Source organism: Streptomyces sp. TRM68367 (genome assembly GCF_014495685.1).
In the GTDB taxonomy this organism is placed as follows: Bacteria; Actinomycetota; Actinomycetes; order Streptomycetales; family Streptomycetaceae; genus Streptomyces.
On the sequence record NZ_JACTVI010000018.1, the window covers coordinates 30,120 to 51,511 of the forward strand.

The 21,392-nt window shown below is 69.9% G+C and carries 17 protein-coding genes; 15 read left to right on the forward strand and 2 right to left on the reverse strand.

Annotated elements, in window-relative coordinates:
• Positions 1–342 precede the first annotated feature (342 nt).
• The 15 genes from H8R17_RS14850 to recQ all read left to right on the forward strand — a co-directional run bounded on the left by H8R17_RS14850 (position 343) and on the right by recQ (position 18,728).
• The gene (locus H8R17_RS14850; RefSeq protein WP_003974383.1) at positions 343–702 is read left to right on the forward strand and encodes an NADH-quinone oxidoreductase subunit A; all 360 of its coding nucleotides are present in this window, start codon (positions 343–345) and stop codon (positions 700–702) included.
• Between the two features lie 12 nt (positions 703–714).
• Positions 715–1,269 (forward strand): NADH-quinone oxidoreductase subunit B family protein, encoded by a 555-nt coding sequence (locus H8R17_RS14855; protein ID WP_187823652.1) that lies wholly within the window; start codon positions 715–717, stop codon positions 1,267–1,269.
• The gene (locus H8R17_RS14860; protein ID WP_187823653.1) at positions 1,266–2,033 is read left to right on the forward strand and encodes an NADH-quinone oxidoreductase subunit C; all 768 of its coding nucleotides are present in this window, start codon (positions 1,266–1,268) and stop codon (positions 2,031–2,033) included. The genes H8R17_RS14855 and H8R17_RS14860 overlap by 4 nt, the downstream gene beginning before the upstream one ends.
• A complete protein-coding gene (locus tag H8R17_RS14865; RefSeq protein WP_187823654.1) occupies positions 2,030–3,364 on the forward strand; it encodes an NADH-quinone oxidoreductase subunit D in 1,335 nt (444 codons plus the stop codon). The genes H8R17_RS14860 and H8R17_RS14865 overlap by 4 nt, the downstream gene beginning before the upstream one ends.
• Positions 3,361–4,230, forward strand: coding sequence for an NADH-quinone oxidoreductase subunit NuoE (nuoE, locus tag H8R17_RS14870; protein WP_187823655.1), 870 nt, complete (start codon positions 3,361–3,363; stop codon positions 4,228–4,230). The genes H8R17_RS14865 and nuoE overlap by 4 nt, the downstream gene beginning before the upstream one ends.
• Complete coding sequence (gene nuoF / locus H8R17_RS14875) at positions 4,227–5,576, forward strand: NADH-quinone oxidoreductase subunit NuoF (protein WP_187823656.1); 1,350 nt, start codon at positions 4,227–4,229, stop codon at positions 5,574–5,576. The genes nuoE and nuoF overlap by 4 nt, the downstream gene beginning before the upstream one ends.
• On the forward strand, positions 5,573–8,077 hold the full coding sequence (locus H8R17_RS14880; protein ID WP_187823657.1) for an NADH-quinone oxidoreductase subunit G: 2,505 nt from the start codon (positions 5,573–5,575) through the stop codon (positions 8,075–8,077). Before nuoF ends, H8R17_RS14880 begins: the two co-directional genes overlap by 4 nt.
• On the forward strand, positions 8,074–9,450 hold the full coding sequence (nuoH, locus tag H8R17_RS14885) for an NADH-quinone oxidoreductase subunit NuoH (protein ID WP_187823658.1): 1,377 nt from the start codon (positions 8,074–8,076) through the stop codon (positions 9,448–9,450). Before H8R17_RS14880 ends, nuoH begins: the two co-directional genes overlap by 4 nt.
• Entirely contained in the window at positions 9,443–10,093 is a 651-nt protein-coding gene (nuoI, locus tag H8R17_RS14890) for an NADH-quinone oxidoreductase subunit NuoI (RefSeq protein ID WP_187823659.1), read from the forward strand. The genes nuoH and nuoI overlap by 8 nt, the downstream gene beginning before the upstream one ends.
• Complete coding sequence (locus tag H8R17_RS14895) at positions 10,090–10,932, forward strand: NADH-quinone oxidoreductase subunit J (protein WP_187823660.1); 843 nt, start codon at positions 10,090–10,092, stop codon at positions 10,930–10,932. The genes nuoI and H8R17_RS14895 overlap by 4 nt, the downstream gene beginning before the upstream one ends.
• The gene (gene nuoK / locus H8R17_RS14900; RefSeq protein ID WP_003974374.1) at positions 10,929–11,228 is read left to right on the forward strand and encodes an NADH-quinone oxidoreductase subunit NuoK; all 300 of its coding nucleotides are present in this window, start codon (positions 10,929–10,931) and stop codon (positions 11,226–11,228) included. The genes H8R17_RS14895 and nuoK overlap by 4 nt, the downstream gene beginning before the upstream one ends.
• 14 nt (positions 11,229–11,242) lie before the next feature.
• Positions 11,243–13,207, forward strand: coding sequence for an NADH-quinone oxidoreductase subunit L (gene nuoL / locus H8R17_RS14905; RefSeq protein WP_187823661.1), 1,965 nt, complete (start codon positions 11,243–11,245; stop codon positions 13,205–13,207).
• 5 nt (positions 13,208–13,212) lie between these two features.
• Complete coding sequence (locus H8R17_RS14910) at positions 13,213–14,808, forward strand: NADH-quinone oxidoreductase subunit M (protein WP_187823662.1); 1,596 nt, start codon at positions 13,213–13,215, stop codon at positions 14,806–14,808.
• On the forward strand, positions 14,805–16,463 hold the full coding sequence (nuoN, locus tag H8R17_RS14915) for an NADH-quinone oxidoreductase subunit NuoN (RefSeq protein WP_187823663.1): 1,659 nt from the start codon (positions 14,805–14,807) through the stop codon (positions 16,461–16,463). The genes H8R17_RS14910 and nuoN overlap by 4 nt, the downstream gene beginning before the upstream one ends.
• A 294-nt stretch (positions 16,464–16,757) precedes the next feature.
• Complete coding sequence (gene recQ / locus H8R17_RS14920; RefSeq protein ID WP_262505257.1) at positions 16,758–18,728, forward strand: DNA helicase RecQ; 1,971 nt, start codon at positions 16,758–16,760, stop codon at positions 18,726–18,728.
• 52 nt (positions 18,729–18,780) lie between these two features.
• Here recQ and H8R17_RS14925 read toward each other — a convergent pair whose 3' ends face one another.
• Complete coding sequence (locus tag H8R17_RS14925) at positions 18,781–19,719, reverse strand: M56 family metallopeptidase (protein ID WP_187823664.1); 939 nt, start codon at positions 19,717–19,719, stop codon at positions 18,781–18,783.
• A 346-nt stretch (positions 19,720–20,065) separates the two neighbouring features.
• A complete protein-coding gene (fahA, locus tag H8R17_RS14930) occupies positions 20,066–21,277 on the reverse strand; it encodes a fumarylacetoacetase (RefSeq protein WP_187823665.1) in 1,212 nt (403 codons plus the stop codon).
• Between the last annotated feature and the right edge of the window lie 115 nt (positions 21,278–21,392).

The window sequence follows — 21,392 nt, forward strand, 5'->3', positions numbered from 1 at the left end:
ATGCAAGGGAAGCCTCTTGATATGGAGACGCCCCTCCCGGCCTGCGCTGACGAGCCAAAATGTCACCTCTCGTGATCGCCGGGACGCTTCGCGTATGAAGATCACCGCTCATCCGGCTTCATGATCCTTCGTCAGGTGGTGGAGATCACAAAGCTTTGGTAATGCCCCGTGTCGCAGATCACAGAGCAGCGGGCATAAGATGCGGAGCGGTTGGGCTTGTGACCTGCTTCACATGTTCTCGATCTCCGCCCGGGGCGGGCGGGGTTCGCGGGACGGTTGAGGCGGATGTGAGCCCGATGCAAACCGCCAGCAGTCAGTGCCGACTGAGAGGAGCGAGGAGCGGTGAACGCTTATGCGCCCATCCTCGTACTGGGAGCCCTCGGGGCAGGCTTTGCGATCTTCTCCGTGGTCATGGCCACGCTGATCGGTCCGAAGCGGTACAACCGCGCCAAGCTCGAAGCCTACGAGTGCGGTATCGAGCCGACCCCCACGCCGGCCGGCGGCGGGCGTTTCCCGATCAAGTACTACCTGACGGCGATGCTCTTCATCATTTTCGATATCGAGATCGTCTTCCTCTACCCCTGGGCCGTCACCTTCGACGCCCTGGGGATTTTCGGGCTCGTGGAGATGCTGCTCTTCGTGCTCACCGTCTTCGTCGCGTACGCGTACGTATGGCGGCGCGGCGGCCTGGAATGGGACTGAGGGGCCTTTGTCATGGGACTCGAAGAAAAGCTGCCGAGTGGATTCCTGCTGACCACCGTCGAGCAGGCCGCGGGCTGGGTGCGCAAGTCGTCCGTCTTCCCCGCCACGTTCGGCCTCGCCTGCTGTGCCATCGAGATGATGACCACCGGCGCCGGCCGCTATGACCTGGCGCGCTTCGGCATGGAGGTCTTCCGCGGCTCACCGCGCCAGGCGGACCTGATGATCGTCGCGGGCCGGGTGAGCCAGAAGATGGCGCCGGTGCTGCGGCAGGTCTACGACCAGATGCCGAACCCCAAGTGGGTGATCTCCATGGGGGTCTGCGCCTCCTCCGGCGGCATGTTCAACAACTACGCGATCGTCCAGGGCGTCGACCACGTCGTCCCGGTCGACATCTATCTCCCCGGCTGTCCGCCACGGCCCGAGATGCTGATGGACTCCATCCTCAAGCTCCACCACAAGATCCAGAACTCCAAGCTCGGCGTGAACGCCGAGGAGGCGGCCCGCGAGGCGGAGGAAGCGGCGCTCAAGGCCCTGCCCACGATCGAGATGAAGGGGCTGCTGCAATGAGCGACGCGAACGACGCCAACGGCGTGAACCCCGAGAAGGACCTGTCGGCCTCCAACCTGCCCGGCCAGCGCGGTCAGGGCGGCGAGGAGATCCGCGTCCAGCGCGGCATGTTCGGCGCCGACAACGGCGGCGACACCTCCGGCTACGGCGGCCTGGTCCGCTCGGTCCGGCTCCCGGGACCGGCGTCCCGCCCCTACGGCGGCCCACGCGCCGGAGGCGCATATGGATACTTCGACGAGGTCGCCGACGAACTGGAGGGCGCCCTGGAGGAACAGGGTCTGCTGCCCGAGAACGCCATCGAGAAGACGGTCGTCGACCGCGACGAGATCACCTTCCACATCGAACGCGAGCACCTGGTCCGCGTCGCCCGCACCCTGCGCGACGACCCGGCCTTGCGCTTCGAGCTGTGCACCGGCGTCAGCGGCGTCCACTACCTGGGCGACAAGGGACGTGAGCTGCACGCCGTCTACCACCTGCGCTCGATCACCCACAACCGGCTGATCCGCCTCGAAGTCAGCGCCCCCGACAGCGACCCGCACGTCCCGTCGCTGGTCTCGGTCTATCCGACGAACGACTGGCACGAGCGCGAGACGTACGACTTCTTCGGCATCGTCTTCGACGGTCACCCGGCCCTGACGCGGATCATGATGCCGGACGACTGGCAGGGCCATCCGCAGCGCAAGGACTACCCCCTCGGCGGCATCCCCGTCGAGTACAAGGGCGCCCAGATCCCGGCTCCGGACCAGCGGAGGTCGTACTCATGAGCCAGCAGTCAGCAGCAGCCGCCGCTTCGGCCCGTGAGACCACCGAGGGCACCGTCTACACGGTCACCGGTGGCGACTGGGACGAGGTCGTCGAGTCCGCGGCCCGCGCCGACGACGAGCGCATCGTCGTCAACATGGGCCCCCAGCACCCCTCCACCCACGGCGTGCTCCGCCTCATCCTGGAGATCGAGGGCGAGACGGTCACCGAGGCCCGCTGCGGCATCGGCTACCTGCACACCGGCATCGAGAAGAACCTCGAATACCGGACGTGGACCCAGGGCACCACGTTCGTGACGCGCATGGACTACCTGATGCCGTTCTTCAACGAGACGGCGTACTGCCTCGCGGTCGAGAAGCTCCTCGGCATCGAGGACCAGATCCCGGAACGGGCCTCGATCATCCGCGTGCTCCTGATGGAGCTGAACCGGCTGTCCTCCCACCTGGTGGCCATCGCCACCGGCGGCATGGAACTCGGCGCCACCACGATCATGATCTACGGATTCCGTGATCGTGAACTCATTCTCGACATCTACGAACTGATCACGGGCCTTCGGATGAACCACGCGTACATCCGCCCCGGCGGACTCGCCCAGGACCTGCCGCCCGGCGCGGTGGACCAGATCCGCGAGCTCGTGAAGAAGATGAAGAAGAACCTCCCGGAGTACGACAAGCTCGCCACCGGGAGCCCCGTCTTCAAGGCCCGCATGCAGGACATCGGCTACCTCGACCTGGCCGGCTGCATGGCCCTCGGCGCCACGGGCCCGATCCTGCGCTCCACCGGCCTGCCGCACGACCTGCGCAAGGCACAGCCCTACTGCGGCTACGAGACGTACGACTTCGAGGTCCCGACCGTCGACACCTGCGACGCCTACGGCCGCTTCCTGATCCGCCTGGAGGAGATGCGCCAGTCGCTCAGGATCGTCGAGCAGTGCCTGGACCGGCTGGAGCCCGGCCCGGTCATGGTCGCCGACAAGAAGATCGCCTGGCCCGCCCAGCTCGCCCTGGGGCCGGACGGGCTCGGCAACTCCCTGGACCACATCAAGAAGATCATGGGCACCTCCATGGAGGCCCTGATCCACCACTTCAAGCTGGTGACCGAGGGCTTCCGCGTCCCGCCGGGACAGGCGTACGCGGCGGTCGAGTCGCCCAAGGGCGAACTCGGGGTGCACGTCGTCTCCGACGGCGGCACCCGCCCCTACCGGGTCCACTTCCGCGACCCGTCCTTCACCAACCTTCAGGCCACGGCGGCGATGTGCGAGGGCGGCCAGGTCGCCGACGTCATCGTCGCCGTGGCGTCCATCGACCCCGTGATGGGAGGCGTCGACCGGTGACCACCTCACCTTCGGAGCGGGGCGTCAGCCTGGGCATGCCGGAACTGCCCGCGCCCGCCTACCCGGACGACGTACGGGCCCGGCTGGAGGCCGACGCGCGCGAGATCATCGCCCGCTACCCGGACTCCCGGTCCGCCCTCCTGCCGCTGCTGCACCTCGTGCAGTCGCAGGAGGGCCACGTCACGCGCACCGGCATGCAGTTCTGCGCCGACATGCTCGGCCTGACCACGGCCGAGGTCACCGCGGTCGCCACCTTCTACACCATGTACCGGCGCAGGCCCTCCGGTGACTACCAGGTGGGCGTGTGCACCAACACCCTGTGCGCGGTGATGGGCGGCGACGCGATCTTCGAGGAGCTCCAGGAGCACCTCGGTGTCGGCAACGGCGAGACCACCGACGACGGCAAGGTCACCCTGGAGCACATCGAGTGCAACGCGGCCTGCGACTTCGCGCCCGTCGTGATGGTCAACTGGGAGTTCTTCGACAACCAGACCCCGGCGAGCGCCCGGCGCCTCGTCGACGACCTGCGCGCGGGACGGCCGGTCACGCCCACGCGCGGGGCGCCGCTGTGCACCTTCAAGGAGACCGCGCGGATCCTGGCCGGCTTCCCCGACGAGCGGCCGGGGGCCGTCGAGGAGGGCGGCAGTGCGGGACCGCCGTCGCTGGTGGGCCTCCGCCTGGCCAGGGGAGAGGCCGCACCCGCGCGCGTGGTCCATCCGCGCGACGGAGGGCCGCACGACGAGCCGCAGGACACGGTGCACGAGCCGTCGCCGACGGAGCACCTCAGCTCGCACGACGCGCCGCAGAAGACGTCGGCCTCCGACCCTGCCCACCCGGCTGGGCCTGTCGCCGAGGAGGGGGAGTGATGACCTTGGCACCCGAACTGAAGGGCACGAGCCCCGAGAAGCTGCTCGCACCCGTGCTGTCGGCCTTCTGGGACGAGGACAGGTCCTGGACGCTGGACGTCTACCGAAGGCACGAAGGATACGAGGGACTTCGCAAGGCGCTCGCCATGTCGCCGGACGACCTGATCGCGTACGTCAAGGACTCCGGTCTGCGCGGGCGCGGCGGCGCGGGATTCCCGACGGGAATGAAGTGGCAGTTCATTCCCCAGGGTGATGGAAAACCGCACTATCTAGTTGTCAACGCCGACGAGTCGGAGCCCGGAACGTGCAAGGACATTCCGCTCCTCTTCGCGAACCCGCACAGCCTCATCGAGGGCATGATCATCGCGTGCTATGCCATCAGGTCGTCGCATGCCTTCATCTATCTGCGTGGTGAAGTCGTCCCTGTGCTGCGGCGGTTGCACTCGGCCGTCGCCGATGCCTACCAGGCGGGCTTCCTCGGCAAGAACATCCTGGGCAGCGGACTCGATCTCGATATCACCGTGCACGCGGGCGCGGGCGCGTACATCTGTGGTGAGGAGACCGCACTGCTCGACTCGCTCGAAGGCCGCCGGGGCCAACCGCGGCTCCGTCCCCCCTTCCCTGCTGTCGCGGGCCTCTACGCGTGCCCGACTGTTGTGAACAACGTCGAGTCGATCGCGTCGGTTCCCGCGATTCTGAACAAGGGCAAAGAGTGGTTCAGGTCGATGGGCAGCGAGAAGTCCCCGGGCTTCACGCTCTACTCGCTCAGCGGCCACGTCGCGAGTCCCGGCCAGTACGAGGCGCCGCTCGGCATCACGCTGCGCCAGCTGCTGGAGATGAGCGGCGGCATGCGGCCCGGCCACCGGCTGAAGTTCTGGACACCGGGCGGCTCCTCGACGCCCATGTTCACCGACGAGCACCTCGACGTGCCTCTTGATTACGAGGCGGTGGGCGCCGCCGGCTCCATGCTCGGCACCAAGGCCCTGCAGTGCTTCGACGAGACGACCTGCGTCGTGCGCGCCGTCACCCGCTGGACCGAGTTCTACGCCCACGAGTCCTGCGGCAAGTGCACGCCCTGCCGCGAAGGAACGTACTGGCTCGTGCAGTTGCTGCGCGACATCGAGGCCGGCAAGGGCGTCATGTCCGACCTCGACAAGCTCAACGACATCGCAGACAACATCAACGGCAAGTCGTTCTGCGCCCTCGGCGACGGCGCCGCCTCGCCGATCTTCTCCTCGCTGAAGTACTTCCGCGAGGAGTACGAGCAGCACATCACGGGCCGCGGCTGCCCCTTCGACCCGGCCAAGTCGACGGCCTGGGCCGACCGCACGGAGGTGAACGCATGACCGTGACCACCAACGCTCCCTCGGGCGGGGGAGAGAGGGCGGTCCCGCCGGAGGATCTCGTGACGCTGACCATCGACGGCGTCGAGATCAGCGTGCCCAAGGGCACCCTGGTCATCCGGGCCGCCGAGCAGCTCGGCATCGAGATCCCCCGGTTCTGCGACCATCCCCTCCTCGACCCGGCCGGCGCCTGCCGCCAGTGCATCGTCGAGGTCGAGGGCCAGCGCAAGCCCATGGCGTCCTGCACCATCACGTGCACGGACGGGATGGTGGTGAAGACGCACCTCACCTCGCCCGTCGCGGAGAAGGCGCAGAAGGGTGTGATGGAGCTGCTGCTCATCAACCACCCGCTGGACTGCCCCGTCTGCGACAAGGGCGGCGAGTGCCCGCTGCAGAACCAGGCCATGTCGCACGGCCACGCCGACTCCCGCTTCGAGGGAAAGAAGCGGACGTTCGAGAAGCCCGTCCCGATCTCCACGCAGGTGCTGCTCGACCGCGAGCGGTGCGTGCTGTGCGCCCGCTGCACCCGGTTCTCCAACCAGATCGCGGGCGACCCGATGATCGAGCTGGTCGAGCGGGGCGCGCTCCAGCAGGTCGGCACCGGCGAGGGCGACCCGTTCGAGTCGTACTTCTCCGGCAACACCATCCAGATCTGCCCGGTCGGCGCGCTGACCTCGGCGGCCTATCGTTTCCGCTCCCGCCCCTTCGACCTGGTGTCCTCGCCGAGCATGTGCGAGCACTGCTCCGGCGGCTGCGCGACCCGCACCGACCACCGGCGCGGCAAGGTCATGCGGCGGCTCGCGGCTCAGGACCCCGAGGTCAACGAGGAGTGGATCTGCGACAAGGGCCGGTTCGCCTTCCGGTACGCGCAGCAGCGGGACCGGCTCGAGACCCCGCTGGTGCGCAACGCCGAGGGCGACCTCCAACCGGCGTCCTGGCCCGAGGCGCTGCAGATCGCGGCCCAGGGGCTGCTGGCCTCGCGGGGCCGCACGGGCGTCCTGACCGGCGGCCGGCTCACCGTCGAGGACGCCTACGCCTACAGCAAGTTCGCGCGTGTGGGACTCGACACCAACGACATCGACTTCCGCGCGCGCGTGCACAGCGGCGAGGAGGCCGACTTCCTCGCCGCCCGGGTCGCCGGCCGCGGCCGCGACCTCGACGGCACGGGCGTCACGTACACCGCTCTGGAGAAGGCGCCCGCCGTCCTGCTGGCCGGGTTCGAGGCCGAGGAGGAGGCGCCCGGCGTCTTCCTGCGGCTGCGCAAGGCCTGGCGGGGGCACGGCCAGCAGGTCTTCGCGCTCGCCACGCACGCCACGCGGGGTCTGGAGAAGGCAGGCGGCACGCTGCTGCCGGCGGCTCCCGGCACCGAGACCGAGTGGCTGGACGCGCTCGCGAGCGGCATCGGGCTGGAAGGCGACGGCGCGCGGGTCGCCGAGGCACTGCGCTCCGAAGGCGCCGTGATCGTCGTCGGCGAGCGGCTGGCCGCCGTCCCTGGAGGTCTCACCGCCGCCGTACGGATCTCGCTGGCGACCGGCGCGAAGCTGGTGTGGATCCCACGCCGGGCCGGGGAGCGGGGCGCGATCGAGGTGGGCGCGCTGCCGTCGCTGCTGCCGGGCGGGCGTCCGGCCACCGACCCGCGCGCGCGGGACGAGGTCGCCGCCCTGTGGGGCCTCGCCGAACTCCCGCACCGCTACGGTCGCGACACCGGCCAGATCATCGAGGCCGCCGCGACCGGCGAACTCCAGGCACTGCTGGTGGCTGGCGTGGAGGTCGCCGACCTGCCCGACCCGGCACGCGCGCGTGAAGCGCTCGACGAGGTCGGCTTCCTGGTGTCGCTGGAGCTGCGGCCCAGCGAGATCACCGAGAAGGCCGACATCGTCCTGCCGGTCGCCGCGGTCGTCGAGAAGGCCGGCACCTTCCTCAACTGGGAGGGCAGGGTGCGCCTCTTCGAGGCCGCGCTCAAGCCCGACCAGATGACCCGGCGTGTCGCGCCCACCGACGGACGCGTGCTGCAGATGCTCGCCGACGCCATGGACGTCCACCTCGGGCTGCCGGATCTGCGCACCACGCGCGCGGAGCTGAACCGGCTCGGCGCCTGGGACGGCCCGCGGGCCACCGAGCCCCTGGAGAGCGCGGACCCGCTGCCGCGGCCGGCCGCCGGGGAGGCCGTGCTCGCCGGGCACCGGCTGCTGCTCGACCAGGGCCGCCTCCAGGAGGGCGACGAGGCGCTCGCCGGCACCCGGCACGCCGCACACGCGCGCGTGTCGGCCGCCACGGCCGCCGAGGCGGGTGTCAAGGACGGCGACGTCCTCGCCGTTACCGGCCCGGCCGGGGTCGTCGAACTGCCGCTGGAGATCACCGAGATGCCGGACCGGGTGGTCTGGCTCCCGCTGAACTCCACCGGCGCCGGCGTCGCCTCCGACACCGGGGCGCGCCCCGGCTCCCTCGTCCGCATCGGCCCGGCGACGCCCGTCGGCGAGGCCCCCAAGGAGGTGGAGGCATGAGCCCGTACCTCGCCGCTGAAGACCTCTCGATGTTCGGCCGCGACCCCTGGTGGCTGATCGCCATAAAGGCGGTGTTCTGCTTCGCCTTCCTGATGGTGACCGTGCTGCTCTCCATCGTGATGGAGCGCAAGGTCGTCGGCTGGATGCAGTTGCGTATCGGTCCCAACCGGCACGGCCCCTGGGGCATGCTCCAGTCGCTCGCCGACGGCGTGAAGCTGATGCTCAAGGAAGACGTCGTCGTCAAACGCGCGGACAAGGCGGTGTACGTCCTCGCGCCGGTCCTCGCCGCCATCCCGGCCTTCATGGCGATCGCGGTGATCCCCTTCGGACCGGCCGGCAACGAGGTCTCGATCTTCGGCCAGCGCACCGCGATGCAGCTCACCGACCTGCCGGTCGCGCTGCTCTACATCCTCGCCATCGGCTCCCTCGGGGTGTACGGGTTCGTCCTGGGCGGCTGGTCCTCCGGGTCGACATACCCGCTGCTCGGCGGCATCCGCTCGTGCGCCCAGATCATCTCGTACGAGATCGCCATGGGCGCGGCCTTCGCCTCGGTGTTCCTCTACTCCGGGTCGATGTCGACCTCGGCGGTCGTCGGATCCCAGCAGGAACGCTGGTACGTCGTGCTGCTCCCGGTGTCGTTCGTGATCTACATCGTGACGATGGTGGGCGAGTCCAGCCGGGCGCCCTTCGACATGCCGGAGTCCGAGGGCGACCTGGTCGGCGGCTTCAACACCGAGTACAGCTCGATCAAGTTCGCGATGTTCATGCTCTCCGAGTACGTCCACATGGTCACCGTGTCGATGATCGCGGTGACGCTGTTCCTCGGCGGCTGGCGGGCCCCCTGGCCCATCAGCACCTTCTGGGAGGGCGCGAACCACGGCTGGTGGCCGTTGCTCTGGTTCGTCGTCAAGCTCCAGCTGCTGATCTTCTTCTTCGTCTGGCTGCGCGGCACTCTCCCGCGCGTGCGCTACGACCAGTTGATGAAGCTCGGCTGGAAGGTCCTCATCCCGGTCGCCGTGGCCTGGCTGATGGTCGTCGCGACCGTGCGCGTCCTGCGGAACGAGGGCTACGGCTTCACCGACATCGCCCTCTACGTCGCCGGCGGCGTCCTCGCCCTGTTGCTGCTGTCCTTTGTCGCCGACATGTACCGCGAGCGGGCGAAGGCGGCCGAGCGGGCTATCGAGGAACCCGCCGCCTTCGACCCGATGGCCGGCGGATTCCCCGTACCGCCGCTGCCGGGACAGGAGCTGTCGCCGGTGCCGCGGCGCCGCCCGCGCCGGGAGCAGGAGCTGATTGTCAGTGGTGGGCCCGATACTCAGAGTGATGGATCTCTGGGTGGATCTACGGATGGAAAGGAGGCGTCCGATGGCTGAGGAGCCCCAGGAGGCCGGGCGGGCGAAGCCCGGCTTCCAGAACCCCGTGGCCGGCTTCGGCGTGACCTTCAAGGCCATGTTCAAGAAGCGGCTGACCGAGCAGTACCCGGAGCAGCGCAAGACCACCGCTCCGCGCTTCCACGGACGGCACCAGCTCAACCGCCATCCGGACGGCCTGGAGAAGTGCGTCGGCTGTGAGCTGTGCGCCTGGGCGTGCCCCGCCGACGCCATCTATGTGGAGGGCGCCGACAACACCGACGAGGAGCGCTACTCACCGGGCGAGCGGTACGGCCGCGTCTACCAGATCAATTACGCCCGCTGCATCTTCTGCGGCCTGTGCATCGAGGCGTGCCCCACCCGCGCGCTGACGATGACCAACGAGTTCGAGCTGGCCGACTCCAGCCGCGCCAACCTCATCTTCACCAAGGAGCAGCTGCTCGCCGGCCTTGAGGAGGGCATGGTCGAGGCCCCGCACGCGATGTACCCCGGCACGGACGAACAGGACTACTACCGGGGTCTGGTGACCGAGGCCGCGCCCGGCACGGTGCGCCAGGACGTCCACTCCGAGGGCGAGGTCGTCCAGGAGGCCTCCTCGACCTTCGGCGAGGAGGAACCGGCGTCGGAGAAGGTGATCCGCCGATGACCCAGTATCTCGCCGCCTACTCCACCTCCACCGGGGAGGCCGTCCAGTTCTGGATCCTCGGCACGATCGCCGTGCTCGGCGCCCTGGGCACCGTCTTCATGAAGAGGGCCGTGCACAGCGCGCTCTGCCTGGCCGGCACCATGATCATCCTGGCGGTGTTCTACCTCGCCAACGGCGCCTACTTCCTGGGCGTCGTACAGATCATCGTCTACACCGGCGCGATCATGATGCTGTTCCTGTTCGTGGTGATGCTCGTCGGCGTCACCGCGGCGGACTCCCTGAAGGAGACCATCAAGGGACAGCGCTGGCTGGCCCTGCTGTGCGGGCTCGGCTTCGGCATCCTGCTGGTCGGAGGCATCGGCAACGCCTCGCTCAGTGAGTTCAACGGCATCGGGCAGGCCAACGCGGGCGGCAACGTGGAGGGCATCGCGACCCTGCTGTTCACCCGGTACGTGTTCGCCTTCGAGATCACCGGCGCGCTGCTGATCACGGCGGCCGTCGGCGCCATGGTGCTCACTCACCGCGAGCGCACCGAACGCGCCAAGACCCAGCGGGAGCTGGCCGAGCAGCGCGTCCGGGAGGGCACGTACGTGCCGCCGCTGCCGGCGCCCGGCGTGTACGCCCGGCACAATGCCGTGGACATCGCGGGCCTACTGCCCGACGGCACGCCGTCCGACCTCACCGTCAGCAAGACACTGCGCGAACGCGGCCAGATCCGGGACGTGTCGACCGAGGCGATCAACGACCTCAAGGCCCTGGAGCAGCGCTCCGATGAGCGGCTGGGGCGCACGCCGATCGATCCGGAGAACGTCAAGCGGGCCGAGGAGGCATCGAAGTGAACCCCGTCAACTACCTCTATCTTGCGGCCCTGTTGTTCACGATCGGCGCCACCGGCGTGCTGATCAGGCGCAACGCGATCGTGGTCTTCATGTGCATCGAGCTGATGCTCAACGCCTGCAACCTCGCGTTCGTCGCCTTCTCCCGGATGCACGGCAACCTCGACGGCCAGATCATCGCCTTCTTCACGATGGTCGTCGCCGCCGCGGAGGTCGTGGTCGGGCTCGCGATCATCGTGTCCCTGTTCCGTTCCCGCCACTCGGCCTCGGTCGACGACGCCAGCCTGATGAAGCTGTGAGGGGTCGCTGAATCGTGGAGAACCTGATTGCGCTGCTGGTTGCGGCGCCCCTGCTAGGAGCGGCGGTCCTGCTGTGCGGCGGACGCCGGCTGGACGCCGTCGGTCACTGGATCGGCGTGCTGCTGTCGTTCGTGTCCTTCGCGCTCGGCCTCGTCCTGTTCACCGACATGCTCGGCAAGGACGCCGGGCACCGGGAGCTGGGCCAGCACCTGTTCAGCTGGGTGCCGGTCGAGGGCTTCCAGGCGGACGTCGCCTTCCAGCTGGACCAGCTGTCGATGACGTTCGTCCTGCTGATCACGGGCGTCGGCTCGCTGATCCACCTGTACTCCGTCGGGTACATGGAGCACGACGAGCGGCGCCGCCGCTTCTTCGGCTATCTGAACCTGTTCCTCGCGGCGATGCTGCTGCTCGTCCTCGCCGACAACTACCTGCTGCTGTACGTCGGCTGGGAGGGCGTCGGCCTCGCCTCCTACCTGCTGATCGGCTTCTGGCAGCACAAGCCCAGCGCCGCGACGGCCGCGAAGAAGGCCTTCCTGGTCAACCGCGTCGGCGACATGGGCCTGTCGATCGCGATCATGCTGATGTTCCTGTGGTTCGGCACCTTCGCCTTCGGGCCGGTCCTCGGCAGCCACGAGGAGGCCGGGCTCGCCGGAGCCGCCGGTGAGGACAAGCTCACCGCCATCGCCCTGATGCTCCTGCTCGCCGCGTGCGGCAAGTCCGCCCAGGTGCCGCTGCAGTCCTGGCTCGGGGACGCGATGGAGGGCCCGACCCCGGTCTCGGCCCTCATTCACGCCGCGACGATGGTGACGGCGGGCGTGTACCTGATCGTCCGCTCCGGCGCCATCTTCAACGGCGCACCCGACGCGCAGCTGGTGGTCACCGTCGTCGGCGCGGTCACGCTCCTGTTCGGTGCGATCGTCGGTTGCGCGAAGGACGACATCAAGAAGGCGCTGGCCGGCTCGACCATGTCGCAGATCGGCTACATGATCCTGGCCGCGGGCCTCGGCCCCATCGGCTACGTCTTCGCGATCATGCACCTGGTGACGCACGGCTTCTTCAAGGCCGGGCTGTTCCTCGGCGCCGGCTCGGTCATGCACGGCATGAACGACGAGGTCGACATGCGCCGCTACGGCGGCCTGCGCAAGTACATGCCGGTCACGTTCGTCACCTTCGGCCTCGGCTACCTCGCCATCATCGGCTTCCCGGGCCTGTCCGGCTTCTTCTCCAAGGACAAGATCATCGAGGCGGCGTTCGCCAAGGGCGGCACCGAGGGCTGGATCCTCGGCGGCGCGGCCCTGCTCGGCGCGGCCATCACGGCGTACTACATGACGCGCGTGATGCTGATGACGTTCTTCGGCGAGGAGCGCTGGCGGCACGCCCCGACGCCGTCCCCGGCCGAGCCGAGCGTGGAGCCCGCCGCCGAGACACAGGGCGAGTACGCCCCGCCGCACCCGCACGAGTCGCCCAGGGTCATGACGATCCCGATGATCCTGCTGGCCGTCGGGTCGGTCGCGGGCGGTGCGTTCTTCAGCATCGGCGACCGGTTCCTGCACTGGCTGGAGCCCATCACCGGGCACGACCACGGACACGCGCCGATCAGCGCGGGCGTCGTCACCGGCGCGACCGTGGCGTGCATGGTCATCGGCGTGGCCGTGGCCTGGGCGCAGTACGGCCGCCGCCCCGTGCCGGCGATCGCGCCGCGCGGCTCGCTGCTCACCCGGGCCGCCCGGCGCGACCTGCTCCAGGACGACTTCAACCACGTCGTCCTGGTCCGCGGCGGCGAGCACCTCACGCGCTCCCTGGTGTACGTCGACCACACCCTGGTCGACGGGGTCGTCAACGGCACGGCGGCCTCGGTGGGCGGCCTGTCGGGGCGGATGCGCAAGCTGCAGAGCGGCTTCGCGCGCAGTTACGCGGTCTCGATGTTCGGCGGTGCGGCAATCCTCGTCGCCGCGACCCTGCTGATGAGGGCGGTCTGATACCGATGTCCTTTCCTCTGCTGACAGCGACGGCGGCGCTCCCGGCCATCGGGGCGATCGCCACGGCCGCCGTACCGGCCGCCAAGCGCACCGCGGCCAAGTGGCTGGCGCTGCTGTTCTCGCTCGCCACACTCGTCCTGGCGATCGTCGTCCTGGTGCGCTTCGACCCGGACGGCGACCGCTACCAGCTCACCGAGTCCCACGCCTGGATCGCGGACTTCGGGGTGAGGTACGAACTGGGCGTGGACGGCATCGCGGTGGCGCTGATCGCGCTGACCGCTCTGCTGATCCCGTTCATCGTCCTCGCGGGCTGGCACGACGCCGACCCGCTGGAGACCGGCGCTGCATCTCTCAGCAGCTTCGCTGCGGGGCGGTGGCGGCCGACGCAGGGCTTCTTCGCCATGATCCTGGCCGTCGAGGCAATGGTGATCATCTCCTTCGAGGCCACCGACGTCTTCCTCTTCTACATCTTCTTCGAGGCCATGCTCATCCCGATGTACTTCCTCATCGGCGGCTTCGGGGACCGTGCCCACGAGCACGGCGAGGAGACGGCGTCGACGCAACGGTCGTACGCGGCGGTGAAGTTCCTGCTCTACAACCTGGTCGGCGGTCTGATCATGCTGGCCGCGGTGATCGGGCTGTACGTGGTCGCCGGGAACTTCTCGCTCACGGAGATCGCGCAGGCCCGCGCGAGCGGCGAGCTGAACATGGCGACCAGCACTGAACGCTGGCTGTTCCTCGGCTTCTTCTTCGCCTTCGCGGTGAAGGCGCCGCTGTGGCCGCTGCACACCTGGCTGCCCAACGCCATGGGCGAGGCCACCGCCCCGGTCGCCGTGCTCATCACGGCGGTCGTCGACAAGGTGGGCACCTTCGCGATGCTCCGCTTCTGCCTCCAGCTGTTCCCGGAGGCCAGCAAGTGGGCGACGCCCGCCATCCTCGTCCTGGCGGTCATCAGCATCGTCTACGGGGCGCTGCTCGCGGTCGGCCAGCGCGACATCAAGCGACTGGTGGCGTACGCGTCGATCTCGCACTTCGGCTTCATCATCATGGGCATCTTCGCGATGACCAGCCAGGGCCAGTCCGGCGCGACGCTCTACATGGTCAACCACGGCATCTCGACTGCCGCGCTGATGCTGGTCGCCGGGTTCCTGATCTCGCGGCGCGGCTCGCGGCTCATCGCCGACTACGGCGGGGTGCAGAAGGTCGCCCCGGTGCTCGCCGGCACGTTCCTGATCGGCGGCCTGGCGACGCTCTCGCTGCCGGGACTGGCGCCGTTCGTGAGTGAGTTCCTGGTCCTGGTCGGCACGTTCACGCGGTATCCGGTGATCGGCATCATCGCCACGTTCGGCATCGTGCTGGCCGCGCTCTACATCCTCGTCCTCTACCAGAGGACGATGACGGGCCCGGTGAAGCCGGAGCTCGCGAAGATGCCCGACCTCAGAGTGCGAGAACTCGTGGTCGTCGCCCCGCTCGTCGTACTGCTGATCTTCCTGGGCGTCTACCCGAAGCCCGTCACGGACATCGTCGACCCGGCGGTCAAGCAGACCATGTCCGATGTACAGAAGAAGGACCCCCAGCCCGAGGTGGAGGCGGCCAAATGAGCGCATCAGCCGTCCACAGCCTGTGGACAACGGCGGCAACCGCGGCCGAACCGATCTCGAAGATCGACGCGCCGAAGATCGAGTACGGGCAGATCGCGCCCATCCTGATCATCGTCGGCGCGGCGATCGTCGGGATCCTGGCCGAGGCGATCGTGCCGCGCAAGTCCCGTTACTACGTCCAGATGTTCGTGTCCGTCGTCGCGCTCGTCGCCGCCTTCGCCGCGGTCGTCGCGCTCGCCGTCGACGGATACGGCACAACCAAGGCGGGCATTGCGGCGATGGGCGCCCTCGCCGTCGACGGGCCGGCGCTGTTCCTGCAGGGCACGATCCTGCTGGCCGGTCTGGTCGGCCTGTTCACCTTCGCCGAGCGGCGGCTCGACCCGGAGGCGCACGGCAACCGGGTGGACTCCTTCGCCGCGCAGGCCGCGTCCGTGCCGGGCAGCGAGAGCGAACAGGCCGCGGTCAAGGCCGGGTTCGCCACCACCGAGGTGTTCCCGCTGCTGCTGTTCGCGATCGCGGGCATGCTGATCTTCCCGGCGGCCAACGACCTGCTGACGCTGTTCGTGGCGCTGGAGGTCTTCTCCCTCCCGCTGTACCTGATGTGCGCCCTGGCCCGCCGCAAGCGGCTGATGTCGCAGGAGGCCGCGGTCAAGTACTTCCTGCTCGGCGCGTTCGCCTCCGCGTTCACGCTGTTCGGTATCGCGCTGCTGTACGGCTACGCGGGCTCGATGTCGTACGCGACGATCGCGCAGGTCGTCGACGGGACGGTGCAGGACGTCAACCCGGCGCTCGCCGACACCATGGGCAACGACGCGCTGCTGCTCGTCGGCGCCGGGCTGCTGTTGATGGGCCTGCTGTTCAAGGTCGGTGCCGTGCCGTTCCACATGTGGACGCCGGACGTGTACCAGGGCGCGCCGACACCGGTGACCGGGTTCATGGCGGCGGCGACGAAGGTGGCGGCGTTCGGCGCGCTGCTGCGGCTCCTGTACGTGGTGCTGCCCGGCCTGCGCTGGGACTGGCGGCCGGTCATGTGGGCCGTCGCGATCATCACCATGCTCGGCGGTGCGATCGTGGCGATCACGCAGACCGACATCAAGCGGATGCTCGCGTACTCGTCGATCGCGCACGCGGGCTTCATCCTCGCGGGCGTCATCGCGACCACGCCGGACGGTGTGTCCTCGGTCCTCTTCTACCTGGCCGCGTACTCGTTCGTGACGATCGGCGCCTTCGCGGTGGTCACGCTGGTGCGGGACGCGGGCGGCGAGGCGACACACCTGTCCAAGTGGGCGGGGCTGGGCCGGCGTTCGCCGCTGGTGGCGGCGGTGTTCGCGGTGTTTCTGCTGGCCTTCGCGGGCATTCCGCTGACCTCCGGCTTCGCCGGGAAGTTCGCCGTGTTCAAGGCGGCCGCCGAGGGCGGCGCGGCCCCGCTGGTCGTGGTCGGTGTGATCTCGTCCGCGATCGCGGCGTTCTTCTACATCCGCGTCATCGTGCTGATGTTCTTCAGCGAGCCGCGGCCGGAGGGCCCGACCGTCGCCGTGCCATCGGCGCTGACGATGACGGCGATCGGTGTGGGCGTGGCGGTCACGCTGGTGCTCGGTGTGGCACCGCAGTACTTCCTGGACCTGGCGAGCCAGGCGGGCGTGTTCGTGCGCTGACGCATCGCGGGGTCGTACGGACGGACCCGGTCTCCTTCGGGAGCCGGGTCCGCCGCGTGTTCCGCACTCGAAAGTCCGGGCCGGTCAGGGGCACGTCACCTTGGGGTTCCAGGGGGAGAAGAGGCCCTTGGGGTTCGCCCGCCCCCTGGGGCGGGCCGGCGGGGCGGTCCATTGGGCTGAGGGACAGGGCGGGACGGATCCGGGAAGAGCGGCCTGTGGATAACTCCGTGGCTGTCGGTGGCGGCCCCTATCGTGGATGCAGTGGTCGAGGGGTGACGTACGGGGGACAGGACGATGAGCGCTACCGGCGGGACGGGTGTGATGACGCAACAGGACACGGTGACCGAGGTGGGCCTGCCCGCGGGACCGGATGACAGCGAGGCGCTGGCCGCGCTGCACCGGGTCTTCGGGTACGAGGCCTTCCGCGGTGAGCAGGGAGCGGTCATCGAGCACGTGGTGGCGGGCGGGGACGCCGTCGTGCTGATGCCGACCGGCGGCGGCAAGTCGCTGTGCTACCAGATTCCGTCCCTGGTCAGAGCCGGTACGGGAGTCGTCGTCTCCCCGCTCATCGCGCTGATGCAGGACCAGGTGAACGCGCTGCGGGCGCTCGGCGTGCGCGCCGGGTTCATGAACTCCACGCAGGACTTCGACGAGCGGCGGGTGGTGGAGGCCGAGTTCCTCGCCGGGGAGCTGGACCTGCTCTACCTGGCGCCGGAGCGGCTGCGCCTCGACACCACGCTGGACCTCCTCTCCCGCGGCAAGATCGCGGTGTTCGCGATCGACGAGGCGCACTGCGTGTCCCAGTGGGGCCACGACTTCCGGCCCGACTACCTGGCGCTGTCGCTGCTCGGCGAGCGCTGGCCGGACGTCCCGCGCATCGCGCTGACCGCGACGGCCACACGGGCGACGCACCGGGAGATCACCGAGCGGCTGAACATGCCGCAGGCCCGGCACTTCGTGGCGAGCTTCGACCGGCCCAACATCCAGTACCGGATCGTGCCGAAGTCGGACCCCAAGAAGCAGCTGCTGTCCTTCCTGCGCGAGGAACACGCGGACGACGCGGGCATCGTGTACTGCCTCTCGCGCAACTCGGTCGAGAAGACGGCCGAGTTCCTGTCCCGCAACGGCATCGAGGCGGTGCCCTACCACGCGGGTCTGGACGCGGGCACGCGCGCGGCGCACCAGTCGCGGTTCCTGCGGGAGGACGGCCTGGTCGTGGTCGCGACCATCGCGTTCGGGATGGGCATCGACAAGCCGGACGTGCGGTTCGTCGCCCACCTGGACCTGCCCAAGTCGGTCGAGGGCTACTACCAGGAGACGGGCCGCGCCGGGCGCGACGGACTGCCGTCCACGGCCTGGATGGCGTACGGCCTCAACGACGTCATACAGCAGCGCAAGCTGATCCAGTCCGGCGAGGGCGACGAGGCGTTCCGCCGCCGGGCCGCCCAGCACCTGGACGCGATGCTCGGGCTGTGCGAGACGGCCCAGTGCCGGCGCGGGCAGCTGCTCGCGTACTTCGGCCAGGAGCCCGACCCGGCGGGCTGCGGCAACTGCGACTCGTGCCTGACGCCGCCGGAGACCTGGGACGGCACGGTCGCGGCGCAGAAGGTGCTGTCGACGGTGGTGCGGTTGCAGCGGGAGCGCGGGCAGAAGTTCGGCGCGGGCCAGATCATCGAGATCCTGCTCGGCAAGCGCACGGGCAAGGTGATCCAGTTCGACCACGACCAGCTGTCCGTGTTCGGCATCGGCGACGAGCTGACCGAGGGCGAATGGCGCGGCGTGGTACGGCAGTTGCTGGCGCAGGGGCTGATCGCGGTGGAGGGCGAGTACGGCACGCTGGTGCTGACCGAGGCGAGCGGGGCGGTGCTGCGGCGCGAGCGGGAGGTGCCGTTGCGGAAGGAGCCGAAGAAGCCGGCGGCGTCCCGGCAGGCCTCGGCGTCCGGGCGGGGCGAGCGCAAGGCGAAGACGGCCGCGGCCGAACTGCCGGAGGAACTGCTCCCGGCGTTCGAGGCGCTGCGGGCCTGGCGGGCGGACCAGGCCCGGGAGCAGGGCGTCCCGGCGTACGTCATCTTCCACGACGCCACGCTGCGGGAGATCGTGACGGTGTGGCCCACGTCGGTGGCACAGCTCGGGGGCGTCAGCGGAGTGGGCGAGAAGAAGCTGGTGACGTACGGGGAGGGCGTGCTGGAGGTGCTGGCGTCCGTGGGCGAACCGGGCGCCGACGAGCCGACGGTGACGTCAACTTCCAGCCCGTCCGGCGTATGAGGACGAGGCCGCAGGCCGGAGTGGGGGTCTGGGGGCGGCAGCTCTCAGGCGGTCACCCCAGCGCCCTCAGCCCCGGAGCGAACGTGATCAGCAACGGCAGCAACGGCACCAGCGAAGCCACCGTCGTCGTCAGCGCCCGATGCCGGCGCCCCAGCCGCGGCGGCGGCTCCAGCAGCCGGTCCACGCGCTCACCGAGCAGCCGGTGGCTGGACGCGCAGGACAGCACGCCTCGGTGCTGGTTCAACTCGATCAGCGCCAACGCCGTGGTCAGATGCCCGCAACGGCGGGAGGCCGTGTCATCCGCGGCCAGTTCGACCAGGCGGTGGGTCTGGTCGCAGAAGTGGGAGAACAGCGGGATACGGGGGAAACCGGTGGCGAGGGCCGTGGAGAGGTGGAGCAGCCAGTCGTGGCGGGCGCGCGCGTGGCCGCGCTCGTGGGTGAGGACGGCGTCGAGCTGGTGGTCGGTGAGGCGGTGCAGGGCGCCGGTGGTGACGATCAGCTGGGGCGGGTTGCCCGGCATCCACCAGGCGTCCGGGTACTCGTCCTCCAGCACCAGAAGGGGGCCGCGGGCCGCGGGGAGCCCGGCGGGCAGGTCGGGGGCGCGCTCCCGCAGGTGCGCGCGGGCCTGGGCGCGGCGCCGGCGCGCCTCGACGAGCTCGTGGGCGAGCATCGCGGTCGTCCAGGCGGCGCCGCTGGCCAGCAGCACGGTCAGGGCGACCGCCCAGGGCGGCGCGATCGACAGGTCGTACGCCTCGGTCACCGCGGGCGGGGCCGGGGCGAACAGCTGTGTGCGGACGGTGCCGAAGACGGCGGCGGCGCCCAGGGCGAGCGCGGTCAGGCAGCACAGCAGCACGGTGGCGACCAGGCACTGCCACACCCACAGGGCGACCACCGGTTCCCGCTCGGGCCATGCGGCCCGGGTCAGGGCGCGGGGGACCGGCACAGCGGCCGTCAGGGCGACAACGCTCAGCAGGAGCAGGCAGACGGTCATGCCACGGGCTCCGGTTCCTGGTCGGAAGAGGGGCGGCTACGGGTCGTGCTGGGAAGGGCGGCGGCCGTGTGCCACGGGGCCGCGACGAGCGCGCGGGCACACCACCCGACGCCAGTATGACGGCGACGGGCGGTGTGAGTCAGGGGTCGGACGTCATCTCGTGTGGGTCCCGGGGGCCGTAGTCGGCCGGTTCCTCCGCCTGTCGGCCCACGGCCACGGCGACGCGCGGGCCCAGGCGAAGGTCACGGCCATGGCGACAGGGCGGACCCAGTCCAAGGCCACGGCGCATACCCGCCCCAAGGTCACGGCCACCCGTCGGCCCCGCCCCGGCCCGGCCCGGCCCGGCTCATCCGGCCACGATCCGCCCGGTGACCTCGCCCAGGCCCACGCGCAGGCCGTCCGGGCCCGGGGCCCAGGCCGACAGGGTGACCACGTCGCCGTCCTCCAGGAACGTCCGCTTGCCGTCGGGGAGTTCGAGCGGGTCGCGGCCGTTCCAGGTCAGCTCCAGCAGCGAGCCGCGCTCGCGCTCGCCGGCGCCGCTCACCGTGCCCGAGCCGTACAGGTCGCCGGTGCGCAGGGAAGCGCCGTTGACGGTCATGTGGGCCAGCTGCTGGGCGGCCGTCCAGTACATGGTGGAGAAGGGGGGTTCGGAGACGACGTGACCGTTGACGGCCACGGAGATGCGCAGGTCGTAGCCACCGGGTTCCTCGTCGGAGTCGTCGAGATACGGCAGCAGCGGGTGCGTCCGCTCCGGCGGCGTCACCCTGGCCTCCTCCAGGGCGTCCAGCGGGGTGATCCACGCCGACACCGAGGTGGCGAAGGACTTGCCGAGGAACGGACCGAGGGGGACGTACTCCCAGGCCTGGAGGTCGCGGGCGGACCAGTCGTTGAGCAGAGACAGGCCGAAGACGTGCTCGCGGAAGTCGCCGAGCGGCACGGACCGGCCCATCCGGGTCGGCACGCCGACCACGAAGCCGACCTCGGCCTCGATGTCCAGGCGGACGGACGGGCCGAAGACGGGAGCGGCATCGGTGGGCGCCTTGCGCTGGCCCGAGGGGCGGACGACGTCCGTGCCGGACACCACGACCGTGCCGGAGCGACCGTGGTAGCCCATCGGCAGGTGCTTCCAGTTGGGGGTCAGTGAGTCGGCGGCGTCGGGGCGGAAGATCTGGCCGACGTTCCGGGCGTGGTTCTCGGAGGCGTAGAAGTCGACGTAGTCCGCGACCTCGAACGGCAGGTGCAGGTTCACCGACGACAGGGGGTGGAAGAGGGGCGCGAGGGCTTCGCGGTGGGCCGGCACCGTCACCCACGCGGTCAGCGCGCGCCGTACGTCCGACCAGGCCGTGCGGCCCGCCGCCAGCAGCGGGCCGAGGCCGGGCCGGGCCAACAGGGAGGCGTACGGGGAGCCGAGGGCGTGGGCTGCCGCGCCGGCGTCGAGGACGTGGCCGCCGAGGCGGACGCCCACCATCCGGTCCGTCGAGCCGGGGAGTGAGAACACGCCGTACGGCAGGTTGTGCGGACCGAAGGGGTCGCCTTCGGGGACATCGAAGGGGGGCATGGGGTGCTGCCTCGCTTTCGTGTGCGCCATGTGCTCCACGAATCCGTGGTCGGGCCACACGTTACGGGTGGTCGGACGGTTTTGGGCAGAGATCGAAGGGCGGCCGGGGAGGGGC